Annotated in this window: 17 protein-coding genes; 11 read left to right on the top strand and 6 right to left on the bottom strand. The window is 61.3% G+C overall.

Annotation, left to right across the window (positions count from 1 at the left end; translation table 11 throughout):
• The first annotated feature begins 153 nt into the window (after positions 1–153).
• Positions 154–768 (top strand): C40 family peptidase, encoded by a 615-nt coding sequence (locus tag ACYP2Q_RS10760; RefSeq protein WP_459730420.1) that lies wholly within the window; start codon positions 154–156, stop codon positions 766–768.
• A 73-nt stretch (positions 769–841) separates the two neighbouring features.
• Here the strand turns inward: ACYP2Q_RS10760 and ACYP2Q_RS10755 are convergent, their stop codons facing one another.
• Entirely contained in the window at positions 842–1876 is a 1035-nt protein-coding gene (locus tag ACYP2Q_RS10755) for a type IV pilus twitching motility protein PilT (protein WP_459730419.1), read from the bottom strand.
• Positions 1877–1932: 56 nt separating this feature from the next.
• On the opposite strand from ACYP2Q_RS10755, the gene ACYP2Q_RS10750 reads away from it, so the two are divergent.
• The 9 genes from ACYP2Q_RS10750 to ACYP2Q_RS10710 all read left to right on the top strand — a co-directional run bounded on the left by ACYP2Q_RS10750 (position 1933) and on the right by ACYP2Q_RS10710 (position 8629).
• Positions 1933–2619 (top strand): YggS family pyridoxal phosphate-dependent enzyme, encoded by a 687-nt coding sequence (locus ACYP2Q_RS10750; RefSeq protein WP_459730418.1) that lies wholly within the window; start codon positions 1933–1935, stop codon positions 2617–2619.
• 21 nt (positions 2620–2640) lie between these two features.
• A complete protein-coding gene (proC, locus tag ACYP2Q_RS10745; RefSeq protein ID WP_459730417.1) occupies positions 2641–3459 on the top strand; it encodes a pyrroline-5-carboxylate reductase in 819 nt (272 codons plus the stop codon).
• 24 nt (positions 3460–3483) lie between these two features.
• The gene (locus ACYP2Q_RS10740) at positions 3484–4071 is read left to right on the top strand and encodes a YggT family protein (protein WP_274075651.1); all 588 of its coding nucleotides are present in this window, start codon (positions 3484–3486) and stop codon (positions 4069–4071) included.
• A gap of 188 nt (positions 4072–4259) precedes the next feature.
• A complete protein-coding gene (metX, locus tag ACYP2Q_RS10735; protein WP_459730416.1) occupies positions 4260–5399 on the top strand; it encodes a homoserine O-succinyltransferase MetX in 1140 nt (379 codons plus the stop codon).
• 7 nt (positions 5400–5406) lie between these two features.
• The gene (gene metW, locus ACYP2Q_RS10730) at positions 5407–6027 is read left to right on the top strand and encodes a methionine biosynthesis protein MetW (protein WP_007987819.1); all 621 of its coding nucleotides are present in this window, start codon (positions 5407–5409) and stop codon (positions 6025–6027) included.
• A gap of 26 nt (positions 6028–6053) precedes the next feature.
• The gene (locus tag ACYP2Q_RS10725) at positions 6054–6488 is read left to right on the top strand and encodes a DUF4426 domain-containing protein (RefSeq protein ID WP_459730415.1); all 435 of its coding nucleotides are present in this window, start codon (positions 6054–6056) and stop codon (positions 6486–6488) included.
• On the top strand, positions 6485–7081 hold the full coding sequence (gene rdgB / locus ACYP2Q_RS10720; protein ID WP_459730414.1) for an RdgB/HAM1 family non-canonical purine NTP pyrophosphatase: 597 nt from the start codon (positions 6485–6487) through the stop codon (positions 7079–7081). Before ACYP2Q_RS10725 ends, rdgB begins: the two co-directional genes overlap by 4 nt.
• Positions 7078–8283: a radical SAM family heme chaperone HemW gene (gene hemW, locus ACYP2Q_RS10715; protein WP_459730413.1), complete on the top strand. Its 1206-nt coding sequence runs from the start codon at positions 7078–7080 to the stop codon at positions 8281–8283. Before rdgB ends, hemW begins: the two co-directional genes overlap by 4 nt.
• A 22-nt stretch (positions 8284–8305) precedes the next feature.
• On the top strand, positions 8306–8629 hold the full coding sequence (locus ACYP2Q_RS10710) for a DUF3392 domain-containing protein (protein ID WP_008063519.1): 324 nt from the start codon (positions 8306–8308) through the stop codon (positions 8627–8629).
• Positions 8630–8750: 121 nt separating this feature from the next.
• On the opposite strand, the gene trmB is transcribed toward ACYP2Q_RS10710, so the two are convergent.
• The 4 genes from trmB to ACYP2Q_RS10690 form a co-directional block, all read right to left on the bottom strand.
• Positions 8751–9476, bottom strand: a complete 726-nt coding sequence (gene trmB, locus ACYP2Q_RS10705; protein ID WP_008065101.1) for a tRNA (guanosine(46)-N7)-methyltransferase TrmB — start codon at positions 9474–9476, stop codon at positions 8751–8753.
• 9 nt (positions 9477–9485) lie between these two features.
• Positions 9486–10280 (bottom strand): thiazole synthase, encoded by a 795-nt coding sequence (locus tag ACYP2Q_RS10700; protein ID WP_274075661.1) that lies wholly within the window; start codon positions 10278–10280, stop codon positions 9486–9488.
• Between the two features lie 60 nt (positions 10281–10340).
• Positions 10341–10541 (bottom strand): sulfur carrier protein ThiS, encoded by a 201-nt coding sequence (gene thiS, locus ACYP2Q_RS10695; RefSeq protein ID WP_050562648.1) that lies wholly within the window; start codon positions 10539–10541, stop codon positions 10341–10343.
• A gap of 71 nt (positions 10542–10612) precedes the next feature.
• Complete coding sequence (locus ACYP2Q_RS10690) at positions 10613–10993, bottom strand: DUF423 domain-containing protein (protein WP_459730412.1); 381 nt, start codon at positions 10991–10993, stop codon at positions 10613–10615.
• Positions 10994–11067: 74 nt separating this feature from the next.
• Here ACYP2Q_RS10690 and mtgA point away from each other — a divergent pair, with 74 nt between their 5' ends.
• Positions 11068–11790, top strand: a complete 723-nt coding sequence (mtgA, locus tag ACYP2Q_RS10685) for a monofunctional biosynthetic peptidoglycan transglycosylase (protein ID WP_459730411.1) — start codon at positions 11068–11070, stop codon at positions 11788–11790.
• 190 nt (positions 11791–11980) lie between these two features.
• Here mtgA and rpoH read toward each other — a convergent pair whose 3' ends face one another.
• A complete protein-coding gene (gene rpoH, locus ACYP2Q_RS10680) occupies positions 11981–12835 on the bottom strand; it encodes an RNA polymerase sigma factor RpoH (protein WP_323606627.1) in 855 nt (284 codons plus the stop codon).
• Positions 12836–12875: the final 40 nt, after the last annotated feature.

Genomic DNA, 12875 nt, shown 5'->3' with positions numbered 1-12875 from the left:
CCAAACCCTTATGGCACCGGGCCTCTGTCCGACAATTGCGTCCATTTGCCGCTTATTTGGTTCCGTTGACCCCAAGGTTTATCGACCAACGGCCCCGGAATAGACAAAAAAGCTGTTATAAAGTTGCGCGCCAACACATACGAGCCCTGCCTAATGCGTCCATTTTTCAAGACATGGCTAACCATTTGCCTATTATTGCCACTGGCCGCCCACGCCACCAATCGTGAGCAACGTCTTCCGAACGTTAATGGTTACACCCCAAAATCCCATGCTTCCGCTCCTTCGAGCAAAAGCAAATCGGTCAAACAAGGTCCACAGCTGGTCAGCAACAGCAGCCTGGTACCGCCAATGGCGACCCGCGAAAGCAGCAACGTGCTGAGCCGCGCCGTCAATGTCCTCGGTACGCCGTACCGCTGGGGCGGCAGCAGCCCGAGCAAAGGCTTCGACTGCAGCGGCCTGGTGAAATACGCGTTCAACGACGCCACGTTTGACCTGCCACGGACCTCCAATGCCATGGCCAGCGGTCACGGCGAGAAAGTCGATCGCAACGATTTGAAACCGGGCGACCTGATTTTCTTCAATATCAAGAGCCGTCGAGTCAATCACGTTGCCATCTACCTGGGCAACGACCGCTTCATCCACGCACCACGCCGTGGCAAGTCGGTGAGCATCGACACCTTGAAGAAGCCGTATTGGGAAAAACACTACGTAGTGGCCAAGCGGGTTCTGCCAAAAGAACAGAATGCGATGCGGGTTGTGCAACGCTGATTCGCCGCAATATCAAAAAGATCGCAGCCCTGCAGGAGCTGCCGCAGGCTGCGATCTTTTGCTTTTCCCCCCATCAAAAACTATCCGGCGACCGCGCCTTCTCCCGCGCCTGATCGCGACTGACCAACCCTCTGGTCACCAGATCCTTCAAGCTCATATCCAGCGTCTGCATCCCCAGCGACCCGCCCGACTGAATCGACGAATACATCTGCGCCACCTTGTCTTCCCGGATCAGGTTACGGATCGCCGACGTTCCGAGCATGATCTCGTGGGCCGCCACCCGCCCTCCCCCAATCTTCTTGACCAGGGTCTGGGACACCACCGCCAGCAACGATTCGGACAGCATCGAACGCACCATCGACTTCTCATCCCCGGGAAATACGTCGATGACCCGGTCGATGGTTTTCGCCGCCGAGGTCGTGTGCAGCGTACCGAACACCAGGTGGCCGGTCTCGGCAGCGGTCAATGCCAGGCGGATTGTCTCCAGGTCACGCAGCTCCCCCACCAGGATCACGTCCGGGTCTTCGCGCAGGGCCGATCGCAAGGCTGTGGCGAAACTGCGGGTATCGCGGTGGACTTCACGCTGATTGATCAGGCATTTGCGCGATTCGTGGACGAACTCGATAGGGTCTTCAATCGTCAGGATGTGGTGATGACGATGGCTGTTCAGGTAATCGATCATCGCTGCCAGGGTGGTGGATTTGCCCGAGCCCGTAGGACCCGTCACCAATACCAGGCCGCGGGGTGCGTCAGTCATCTTGTGAAACACTTCCCCCATGCCCAGCTCTTCCATGCTCTGGACCCTGGACGGGATGGTGCGAAACACCGCGCCGGCACCGCGACTCTGGTTGAAGGCATTGACCCGGAATCGTGCGATGCCGGGCACCTCGAAGGAAAAGTCGGTTTCCAGGTGCTGTTCGAACGCCACCCGCTGGGCGTCGTTCATGATGTCGTAGATCAGCGCCTGCACCTCCTTGTGGTCCAGAGCCGGCAAGTTGATGCGCCGCACATCGCCATCGACGCGGATCATCGGTGGCAGGCCGGCCGACAGATGCAGGTCGGATGCGCCCTGTTTAGCGCTGAATGCCAGCAACTCAGTGATATCCATAGCGCCCCTCAATTCCAGTAGAATGCCGCCAACCTCAGACCGCTGGCGCCTCTTGAATGTCCACGATAGCAGACAACATTGAACGGGTTGGTTCACGCATCCGTGCCGCCGCCCTCGCCGCCCACCGCGATGAAAACAGCGTCCAGCTGCTGGCCGTGAGCAAGACCAAACCCGCCCAGGTGCTGCGTGAAGCCCATGCCGCGGGCCTGCGTGACTTTGGCGAGAACTACCTGCAGGAAGCCCTGGGCAAACAGGCTGAACTGACCGACCTGCCCTTGATCTGGCACTTCATCGGCCCCATTCAATCGAACAAGACTCGTGCAATCGCCGAGCACTTCTCCTGGGTGCACTCCGTGGATCGCCTGAAAATCGCACAACGCCTGTCCGAACAACGTCCTGCCGATCTGCCACCGTTGAACATCTGCATCCAGGTCAACGTCAGTGGTGAAGCCAGCAAATCCGGCTGCACCCCGGCGGACCTCCCGGCCCTGGCCAACGCCATCAACGCCTTGCCGCGCCTGAAGTTGCGCGGGCTCATGGCGATTCCCGAGCCGACCGAAGATCGCGCCGCCCAGGATGCCGCTTTCGCTGCCGTGCAAAGCCTGCAGGCCAGCCTGAATCTGCCGCTGGACACACTTTCCATGGGCATGAGCCACGACCTCGAGTCGGCCATTGCCCAGGGCGCCACCTGGGTCCGTATCGGTACGGCCCTGTTTGGCGCCAGAGATTACGGTCAACCGTGACCCCATTTATAAGGACCTGACATGAGCAAGACACGTATTGCCTTTATCGGTGCCGGCAACATGGCCGCCAGCCTGATCGGCGGCCTGCGGGCCAAAGGCCTGGAAGCGGCGCAGATCCGCGCCAGCGATCCGGGCGAAGAAACCCGTGCCCGCGTGAGCGCCGAACACGGCATCGAAGTATTCGCCGACAACGCCGACGCCATCCAGGGAGCGGACGTGATCGTGCTCGCGGTCAAACCCCAGGCGATGAAGGTCGTCTGCGAAGCCATTCGCCCAAGCCTGAAACCCGAGCAACTGGTGGTGTCGATCGCCGCTGGCATCACCTGCGCCAGCATGAACAACTGGCTTGGCGCCCAGCCGATCGTGCGCTGCATGCCCAACACCCCGGCGCTATTGCGCCAGGGCGTGAGCGGCTTGTTCGCCACCGCCCAGGTGAGCGCCGAGCAGCGCCAGCAAGCCCAGGAGCTGCTGTCGGCCGTCGGCGTCGCCCTGTGGCTGGATGAGGAACAGCAACTGGATGCGGTCACCGCCGTTTCCGGCTCGGGCCCTGCGTACTTCTTCCTGCTGATCGAAGCCATGACCGCCGCTGGCGTCAAACTCGGCCTGCCGGCAGACATCGCCGCCCAACTGACCTTGCAGACCGCCCTGGGCGCCGCCCACATGGCGGTGTCCAGTGACGTCGATGCCGCCGAACTGCGCCGCCGCGTCACTTCGCCTGCCGGCACCACGGAAGCCGCGATCAAATCGTTCCAGGCCAATGGCTTCGAAGCACTGGTAGAAAAAGCCCTGGGCGCCGCCGCGCACCGCTCCGCCGAGATGGCTGAGCAACTCGGTCGCTAATCAGCACTTAATAAGGAATCAACAATGCTCGGACTCAATGACGCTGCCATTTTTGTGATCCAGACCCTGGGCAGCCTGTATCTCTTGATCGTGTTGCTGCGTTTCATCCTGCAACTGGTGCGTGCGAACTTCTACAACCCGCTCTGCCAATTCGCCGTCAAGGCCACGCAACCGCTGCTCAAGCCACTGCGCCGGGTGATCCCGAGCATGTTCGGCCTGGACATGTCTTCGCTGGTGCTGGCCCTGATCGTGCAAATGGCGCTGTTCGCGGTCATCCTGCTGCTCAGTGGTTACTCGGTCGACGTGCTGTTCCTGGCACCCTGGGCGCTGATCGGCATCTTCGCGCTGTTTTTGAAGATCCTGTTCTGGGCGATGATCATCAGCGTGATCCTGTCCTGGGTCGCGCCGGGGAGCCACAATCCGGGCGCCGAACTGGTCCAGCAGATCACCGAGCCGGTACTCGCGCCGTTCCGCCGGATCATCCCGAACCTGGGCGGCCTCGACATCTCGCCGATCTTCGCCTTCATCGCCCTGCAATTGCTGCAGAGCTGGCTGATTCCGCGCCTGGCTTACTACGCGCTGATGCCGAAGGAATTGTTTGGGCTGATCTAAGACCGTGTCATCGTTCATCTCCAGCAAGCCGGCTCCTACAGGGGGGGGGTACGCAATCCCTTGTAGGAGCCGGCTTGCTGGCGATGGCAGCGCCTCGATACAACTGAATGAAATCAGGCCCGGCCTTTGCTTGCCGCTAACCCCACCGGTCTTTAGACTTACGCCTCATTTCAACGAGAGCAGGGTCGATGCCAGCTGCCTTTCCCCCCGATTCTGTTGGTCTGGTGACGCCGCAAGTGGCGCACTTCAGCGAAGCCCTGGCCTTGGCCTGCGGTCGATCGCTTGCGGCCTATGACCTGATCTACGAGACCTACGGCACCCTGAACGCCACGGCGAGCAACGCCGTGCTGATCTGCCACGCCTTGTCCGGCCATCACCATGCCGCCGGCTATCACAGCCCCGACGACCGCAAACCCGGTTGGTGGGACAGCTGCATCGGACCCGGCAAGCCCATCGACACCAGCAAGTTCTTCGTGGTCAGCCTGAACAACCTTGGCGGCTGCAACGGCTCTACCGGCCCGAGCAGCATCAATCCGGAGACCGGCAAGCCGTTCGGCGCGGACTTCCCGGTATTGACCGTGGAAGACTGGGTGCACAGCCAGGCGCGCCTGGCCGATCGCCTCGGCATCGCGCAGTTTGCGGCGGTGATCGGCGGCAGCCTCGGTGGCATGCAGGCGATGCAATGGAGCATCACGTACCCCGAGCGCATCCGCCATTGCCTGGCCATCGCCTCGGCACCCAAGCTGTCGGCACAGAACATTGCCTTCAACGAAGTGGCGCGCCAGGCGATCCTCACCGACCCCGAGTTCCACGGCGGTTCGTTCCAGGAACACAGCGTGATCCCCAAGCGCGGGCTGATGCTGGCGCGGATGGTTGGGCACATCACCTACCTGTCCGATGATTCCATGGGTGAGAAATTCGGTCGCGGCCTGAAAAGCGAGAAGCTCAACTACGACTTCCACAGCGTCGAGTTCCAGGTCGAAAGCTACCTGCGTTATCAGGGTGAAGAGTTCTCCGGGCGTTTCGATGCCAACACTTACCTGCTGATGACCAAGGCCCTGGACTACTTCGACCCGGCGGCCAACTTCGACGATGACCTGGCGAAAACCTTCGCCGGCGCCACCGCCAAGTTCTGCGTGATGTCGTTCACCACCGACTGGCGTTTTTCCCCTGCCCGCTCGCGGGAACTGGTGGACGCGCTGATGGCCGCGCGCAAGGACGTCTGCTACCTGGAAATCGACGCGCCGCAGGGCCACGACGCCTTCCTGATTCCGATCCCGCGCTACCTGCAGGCGTTCGGCAATTACATGAACCGCATTACGTTGTGAGATAGCCATGAGAGCTGATCTGGAAATCATCCAGGAATGGATCCCCGCCGGTAGCCGCGTGCTCGACCTCGGGTGCGGCGATGGCGAGCTGCTGACCTGGCTGCGCGACAACAAGCAGGTCACCGGCTACGGCCTGGAAAACGACGCGGACAACATTGCCGAGTGCGTGGCCAAGGGCATCAACGTCATCGAGCAGGACCTGGACAAGGGCCTGGGCAACTTTGCCAGCAACAGTTTCGACATCGTGGTCATGACCCAGGCGCTGCAAGCGGTGCACTACCCGGACAAGATCCTCGACGAAATGCTGCGGGTCGGCCGCCAGTGCATCATCACCTTTCCCAATTTCGGTCACTGGCGCTGCCGCTGGTACCTGGCGAGCAAGGGCCGGATGCCGGTTTCCGAGTTCCTGCCCTACACCTGGTACAACACGCCGAACATTCACTTCTGCACCTTCGCGGACTTTGAAGCCTTGTGTCGCGAACGTGAAGCCAAGGTCATTGATCGGCTGGCCGTGGATCAACAGCATCGGCATGGGTGGGCCAGTAAGCTATGGCCTAATCTGTTAGGTGAGATCGGTATTTACCGCGTCAGCAGCCCGGGGCTTTCAGACCACAAGGTCGCGGTCTGAATCACCACATTTCGAGGAGAATGATCATGGGTCGTCTAGCGCTGCTTCTGTTCACCGCCTGCCTGAGCGTCACGGCCATGGCCGCTGATGCGATCAAGGGCGAACGCCAGGAAAAATTCGGCGACGTGACGGTGCACTACAACACCTTCAACTCCACCTTCCTGACGCCGGACATCGCCAAGGCCGCGGAGCTCACCCGCAGCAAGAACCAGGGCGTGATCAACATTTCCGTGCTCAAGGAAGGCAAGCCGCAGATGGCCCAGGTCAGCGGTACGGTCAAGGACCTGACCAGCCAGAGTGTAAACCTGAACTTCCGCCAGATCACCGAACAAGGCGCGATCTACTACATCGCCCAGTTCCCGGTGGATCAGCAGGAAACCCGCACCTTCGACATCAAGGTGCAGACCGGTGACAAAATCAACACCATCAACTTCAACCAAGAGCTCTTCCCCGGCGAATGATCAACTTCACGCAACTCGTACTGGCCAGCCATAACGCCGGCAAACTCAAGGAACTCCAGGCCATGCTCGGCGAGTCGGTGCAACTGCGCTCGATCGGCGAGTTCAGCCAGGTCGAGCCTGAAGAAACCGGCCTGTCGTTCGTCGAGAACGCCATCCTCAAGGCCCGCAATGCCGCGCGCATTTCCGGCCTGCCGGCCCTGGCCGACGACTCCGGGCTGGCGGTGGATTTCCTCGGCGGAGCGCCGGGCATCTACTCGGCGCGGTATGCCGATGGCAAGGGCGATGCGGCGAACAACGCCAAGCTGCTCGACGTGTTGAAGGACGTGCCTGAAGCCGAACGCGGCGCGCAGTTCGTCTGCGTGCTGGCGCTGGTGCGACACGCCGACGATCCGCTGCCGATTCTCTGCGAAGGCCTGTGGCACGGGCGCATCCTGACCCAGGCCAGCGGCGAACACGGTTTTGGCTACGACCCGCTGTTCTGGGTACCGGAGCGTGATTGCTCCAGCGCCGAGTTGAGCCCGGCCGACAAGAACCAGATCAGCCACCGCGCCCGTGCAATGGATCTGCTGCGCCAGCGTCTGGGCTTGAAATGACCCGTGAATCCTCCGCGTCGCCGCTGATCTTCGGCGGCGCCGCACAATCGCCGCGGGCCGCCCTGCCGGTGCTGCCGCCCCTGGCGCTGTACATCCACATCCCGTGGTGCGTACGCAAATGCCCGTATTGCGACTTCAACTCCCACACCGCCAGCCCCGTGCTGCCGGAAGAAGAGTATGTCGACGCGTTGCTGGCTGACCTCGACCAGGACCTGCACGCCGTCTATGGCCGTGAGCTGAGCTCGATCTTCTTCGGCGGCGGCACGCCAAGCCTGTTCAGCGCCCAGGCCTTGGGGCGCCTGCTAAAAGGCGTGGAACAGCGCATCCCGTTTGCCCACGACATCGAAATCACCCTGGAAGCCAACCCCGGTACGTTCGAGCAGGAAAAGTTCGTCGCCTACCGCGCGCTGGGCATCAATCGCCTGTCCATTGGCATCCAGAGCTTCCAGCAAGAGAAGCTCACTGCCCTGGGTCGCATCCACAACGGCGATGAGGCCGTGCGCGCTGCCGGCATGGCGCGCCAGGCGGGGTTCGACAACTTCAACCTGGACTTGATGCACGGCTTGCCCGATCAATCCCTGGACGACGCCCTGAGTGACCTGCGCCAGGCCATCGCCCTGAAGCCGACCCACCTGTCCTGGTATCAGCTGACCCTGGAACCGAACACCGTGTTCTGGAACCAGCCACCGACACTGCCGGAAGACGACACCCTGTGGGATATCCAGGAGGCCGGGCAGGCGCTGCTGGCCGAACACGGCTACGCGCAATACGAAGTTTCGGCCTATGCCCAGCCCGGGCGCCCGGCGCGGCACAATCTCAATTACTGGAGTTTTGGCGACTTCATTGGCATCGGTGCCGGTGCCCACGGCAAGCTGAGCCACCCGGACGGCCGCATCGTGCGCACCTGGAAGACCCGCCTGCCGAAGGACTACCTGAATCCGACGAAAAGCTTCCAGGCCGGCGAGAAAGCGCTGACCAATGACGAGATGCCGTTCGAGTTCCTGATGAATGCCCTGCGCCTGACCGCCGGGGTTGAGGCGCGGCTGTATCCGGAACGCACCGGCATGAGCCTGGAAAGCCTCGCACAAAGCCGTCGCGAAGCCGAACAAAGCGGCCTGTTACAGGTCGAACCGTCACGTCTGGCGGCTACCGAGCGCGGACAACTCTTCCTCAACGACTTGCTGCAGAAATTTCTGAGCTGATTTCAGCCTTAAGGGAAAACGAATGGATTTGGTACTCGACCTGCTCGCCACCGCTTCTCGCTGGAGCCGCAGCAACCTCTCGGAAATCGCCCTCGCCCTGGTAGGTTGCCTGCTCGTGCTGTTCGGTGCGGATTTCAAAGGCTGGGTCGAGCAACGCCTGGGCAGCATCGCCGGCGCCTTGCGCGTACCGCTGATGTCCCTGCTGTGCATGATCGGCAGCGGAGCGGCGCTTATCTATGCCACGCCATGGATCGTCAAGGGCCTGAGCCAGTTCAACAACTACAGCCTGGCGCCGGTGTTGTTGGTGGTGCTGGTGTTGATCGGCGTAGTAGCAGACCGCCGCTGATTTTGCGTGTCCAAAAATAACTGTGGGAGCCAGCCCGCTGGCGATGGTGTGTCAGACACATTGATGTCGACTGACACACCATCGCCAGCAGGCTGGCTCCCACAGGTTTACAGCACAGGGTTTAGGACTGTTTTTCGAACTTCAGGTCCCAAACGCCATGCCCAAGACGTTCGCCGCGGCGTTCGAACTTGGTGATCGGGCGCTCGGCCGGGCGTGGTACGCACTTGCCGTCTTCGGCCAGGTTGCGGTAGCCCGGGGCCACGTTCATCACTTCCAGCATGTACTCGGCGTACGGTTCCCAGTCGGTCGCCATGTGCAGGATGCCGCCGACCTTCAGCTTGCTGCGCACCAGTTCGGCGAATGAAGCCTGGACGATACGACGCTTGTGGTGACGGCTCTTGTGCCACGGGTCCGGGAAAAACAGCATCAGGCGATCGAGGCTGTTGTCGGCCACGCAGCGGTTGAGCACTTCGATGGCATCGCAATCGTAGACCCGCAGGTTGGTCAAACCCTGGGTCAGCACGCCATTGAGCAGCGCGCCGACACCCGGACGGTGAACCTCGACGCCGATGAAATCCTGTTCCGGCGCAGCCGCGGCCATTTCCAGCAGCGAATGGCCCATGCCGAAGCCGATTTCCAGCGAGCGCGGTGCCGAGCGACCGAACACCTGGTCGAAATCCACCGGCGCGTCGGCCAGGGGCAGCACGAACAGTGGCGCGCCCTGCTCCAGGCCGCGTTGCTGGCCTTCGGTCATGCGCCCGGCGCGCATCACGAAACTCTTGATGCGGCGGTGTTGGCGCTCGTCGCCTTCTTCCGTCTGGATTGGCGTGTCGTTCGATTCAGTCATCAATGGCTCTTACTTGATCAGACCATCCAGCGGCGAAGAGGCGCTGGCATAGAGTTTTTTCGGCATGCGGCCGGCGAGATAGGCCAGGCGGCCTGCGACGATCGCGTGTTGCATGGCTTCGGCCATCATGATCGGCTGCTGCGCGTGGGCGATGGCCGAGTTCATCAGCACCGCATCACAGCCCAGTTCCATGGCGATGGTGGCGTCGGACGCGGTACCGACACCAGCATCCACCAACACCGGGATGTTCGCTTCTTCGAGGATGATCTGCAGGTTGTACGGGTTGCAGATCCCCAGGCCCGAACCGATCAGACCGGCCAGCGGCATGACCGCGATGCAGCCGATTTCCGCCAGTTGACGGGCAATGATCGGGTCATCGCTGGTGTAGACCATCACGTCGAAGCCTTCCTTGACCAGTGATTCAGCGGCCTTGAGGGTTTCGATCACGTTGGGGAACAGGGTTTTCTGGTCGGCCAGCACTTCCAGCTTCACCAGGTTGTGGCCATCGAGCAGCTCACGGGCCAGACGGCAAGTGCGCACGGCCTCGATCGCGTCGTAGCAACCGGCGGTGTTCGGCAGGAAGGTGTAGCGATCCGGCGAGAGGAAATCCAGCAGGTTCGGTTCGCCCGCGTTCTGGCCGAGGTTGGTACGGCGCACGGCGAAAGTGACGATCTCGGCACCCGAGGCCTCGATGGCCAGGCGGGTTTCTTCCATGTCACGGTACTTGCCGGTACCGACCAGCAAACGCGACTGGTAAGTACGACCGGCCAGGACGAAAGGCTTGTCGTTACGAACGATGCTCATGGGGAATCCTCTGTAGGAGTGAGGTACTTGCAGAATTCTGTGGCCACTCGGCCGAGACTACTAGCCGCCGCCGATGGCGTGTACCACTTCGACGTTGTCGCCGTCGTTCAACGCGGTGTCTGCGTGCTGACTGCGCGGGACGATATCCAGATTGAGTTCGACCGCCACCCGGCGTCCGGTCAAGTCCAGACGGGTCAGCAGGGCCGCAACGGTCTCACCGTCGGGCAGTTCAAAGGATTCGCCGTTCAACTGAATGCGCATGCGCAATGCCGCCATCATTTTTTGGGGCTGGCATTCTAGCCCGATCGTGACCTAAAGGTCAGCAACAAGCGTCAAGCGGTCAACGGCAAGCGCCAGGCGGCAAGGCCCAGGCAGAGCCAGCCCGCCAGGAACGCCAGGCCACCGAATGGGGTGATGATGCCGAGCTTGCTGACACCCGTCAGCGTCAGCACGTACAGGCTGCCGGAGAACAACAGGATGCCGATGACAAAGGAAGCGCCGGCCCAGGTGACCAGGCGACCGGGAATCTGCGTCGCCAGCAACGCCACGCCCAGCAATGCCAGGGTGTGCACCAGCTGATAGGTGACGCCGGTATGGAAAATCGCCAGGTATTCGGCACTCAGGCGGTTTTTCAGGCCATGGGCGGCGAACGCGCCGAGACCGACTCCGGTGAAGCCGAAAAAAGCGGCTAGCATCAAAAAGCCACGCAGCATGAAGAACTCCAGTCAGTCTCGATCAACAGGGTCTGTATAATGGCCCGCTCAACGGGTTCGGCCAAGCCATCTCTATGCTGCGTATCTATTTCCGTCGATTCACCAAGGCCGTACTCTGGTTCATGGGCGTCAGCGTCGTGCTGGTGCTGATTTTTCGCGTGGTGCCGCCGCCCGGGACCACGCTGATGGTCGAGCGCAAGGTCGAATCCTGGTTCGATGGCGAGCCTATTGACCTGCAACGCACCTGGAAACCCTGGGATGAAATCTCCGACGACCTGAAAGTCGCGGTGATTGCCGGTGAGGACCAGAAATTTCCCGAGCATTGGGGCTTTGATTTCGGCGCGATCCAGAAAGCTCTGGCCCACAACGAGCTCGGCGGCACGATCCGGGGTGCCAGCACCCTGAGCCAGCAAGTGTCGAAGAACCTGTTCCTGTGGTCTGGCCGCAGCTGGCTGCGCAAAGGCCTGGAAGCCTGGTTTACCGGGTTGATCGAGGTGTTCTGGCCCAAGCAGCGGATTCTTGAGGTGTATCTGAACAGCGTCGAGTGGGATGACGGGGTGTTTGGCGCCGAAGCCGCGGCCCGGCACCACTTTGGCGTAAGCGCGAAAGGCCTCAGCCGCCAGCAATCGAGCCTGCTGGCCGCAGTGCTGCCTAACCCCAGGGTGTGGAGCGCCAGCCATCCGACCAATTACGTGGCGCGACGCGCTGGCTGGATTCGGCAGCAGATGAGCCAGCTCGGTGGGGACAGCTATCTGGTGGGTCTCAACGATTCGCGTCGTGCGCCTTGGGCGCAGTAACACCGCAGAACCCCTTTGGGAGCGGGCTTGCTCGCGAAAGCGGTGTGTCATTCAGTATTAAAGCGCCTGACGCGACGCCTTCGCGAGCAAGCCCGCTCCCACATTGGCTCTGCGGCGCACCAGGGATTCTCGCTCCAAACAAAAAAGCCCCAATCATTGATTGGGGCTTTTTTTATTGCCTTGGTGCAGCTTACGCGGCGATCGACATTTTGAGCTTGTTCATCGCACTCTTCTCGAGCTGACGAATACGCTCAGCCGACACGTTGTACTTCTGCGCCAGGTCGTGCAGCGTGGACTTTTCTTCTGCCAGCCAGCGCTGGTAAAGGATGTCACGGCTGCGGTCGTCCAGCACTTCCAGCGCTTCGTGCAGGTTGTGGTTGGAGTTGTCGCTCCAGTCGGCATCTTCCAGTTGACGCGCCGGGTCGTACCGGTGGTCTTCCAGATAATTGGCCGGTGACTGGAAAGCGCTGTCGTCGTCGGCTTCCGCCGCCGGGTCGAAGGCCATGTCATGACCGGTCAGGCGACTTTCCATCTCGCGCACTTCCCGCGGCTCGACGCCGAGGCTTTCCGCCACACGGTGGACTTCCTCGTTGTTCAGCCAGGCCAGGCGTTTTTTCTGGCTGCGCAGGTTGAAGAACAGCTTGCGCTGGGCCTTGGTGGTCGCGACTTTCACGATCCGCCAGTTACGCAGGATGAATTCGTGGATTTCCGCCTTGATCCAGTGCACGGCAAAGGACACCAGGCGCACGCCCATTTCCGGGTTGAAGCGCTTCACGGCCTTCATCAGGCCGACGTTACCTTCCTGGATCAGGTCAGCCTGGGCCAGGCCGTAGCCGGAATAGCTACGGGCGATATGTACGACAAAACGCAGGTGGGCGAGCACCATCTGCCGAGCCGCCTCAAGATCCTGCTCATAATAGAGACTCTCGGCCAGTTCACGCTCCTGCTCCGGCGTCAGCAATGGAATGCTGTTGACGGTGTGCACATAGGCCTCCAGGTTCGCACCCGGGACCAGAGCATATGCAGGCTGCAAAGAATTGGTCATACGAAAAAACCTCCCACTTACATACTCGTGCCAATGGCAC

This window comes from Pseudomonas sp. MHK4 (assembly GCF_054600775.1).
Note: the sequence above shows the minus strand (reverse complement) of the source record. Positions and strands in the feature narration are given on the sequence as shown.

What these genes read in the sequence shown, in the direction of transcription:
- ACYP2Q_RS10760 (WP_459730420.1), top strand. Translation starts at nt 154, where the DNA reads ATGCGTCCATTTTTCAAGACATGGCTAACCATTTGCCTATTATTGCCA.
- rdgB (WP_459730414.1), top strand. Translation starts at nt 6,485, where the DNA reads ATGATCAACTTCACGCAACTCGTACTGGCCAGCCATAACGCCGGCAAA.
- proC (WP_459730417.1), top strand. Translation starts at nt 2,641, where the DNA reads ATGAGCAAGACACGTATTGCCTTTATCGGTGCCGGCAACATGGCCGCC.
- ACYP2Q_RS10710 (WP_008063519.1), top strand. Translation starts at nt 8,306, where the DNA reads ATGGATTTGGTACTCGACCTGCTCGCCACCGCTTCTCGCTGGAGCCGC.
- trmB (WP_008065101.1), bottom strand. Translation starts at nt 9,476, where the DNA reads ATGACTGAATCGAACGACACGCCAATCCAGACGGAAGAAGGCGACGAG.
- mtgA (WP_459730411.1), top strand. Translation starts at nt 11,068, where the DNA reads ATGCTGCGTATCTATTTCCGTCGATTCACCAAGGCCGTACTCTGGTTC.
- ACYP2Q_RS10690 (WP_459730412.1), bottom strand. Translation starts at nt 10,993, where the DNA reads ATGCTGCGTGGCTTTTTGATGCTAGCCGCTTTTTTCGGCTTCACCGGA.
- rpoH (WP_323606627.1), bottom strand. Translation starts at nt 12,835, where the DNA reads ATGACCAATTCTTTGCAGCCTGCATATGCTCTGGTCCCGGGTGCGAAC.
- metW (WP_007987819.1), top strand. Translation starts at nt 5,407, where the DNA reads ATGAGAGCTGATCTGGAAATCATCCAGGAATGGATCCCCGCCGGTAGC.
- ACYP2Q_RS10740 (WP_274075651.1), top strand. Translation starts at nt 3,484, where the DNA reads ATGCTCGGACTCAATGACGCTGCCATTTTTGTGATCCAGACCCTGGGC.
- metX (WP_459730416.1), top strand. Translation starts at nt 4,260, where the DNA reads ATGCCAGCTGCCTTTCCCCCCGATTCTGTTGGTCTGGTGACGCCGCAA.
- ACYP2Q_RS10700 (WP_274075661.1), bottom strand. Translation starts at nt 10,280, where the DNA reads ATGAGCATCGTTCGTAACGACAAGCCTTTCGTCCTGGCCGGTCGTACT.
- ACYP2Q_RS10755 (WP_459730419.1), bottom strand. Translation starts at nt 1,876, where the DNA reads ATGGATATCACTGAGTTGCTGGCATTCAGCGCTAAACAGGGCGCATCC.
- hemW (WP_459730413.1), top strand. Translation starts at nt 7,078, where the DNA reads ATGACCCGTGAATCCTCCGCGTCGCCGCTGATCTTCGGCGGCGCCGCA.
- ACYP2Q_RS10750 (WP_459730418.1), top strand. Translation starts at nt 1,933, where the DNA reads ATGTCCACGATAGCAGACAACATTGAACGGGTTGGTTCACGCATCCGT.
- thiS (WP_050562648.1), bottom strand. Translation starts at nt 10,541, where the DNA reads ATGCGCATTCAGTTGAACGGCGAATCCTTTGAACTGCCCGACGGTGAG.
- ACYP2Q_RS10725 (WP_459730415.1), top strand. Translation starts at nt 6,054, where the DNA reads ATGGGTCGTCTAGCGCTGCTTCTGTTCACCGCCTGCCTGAGCGTCACG.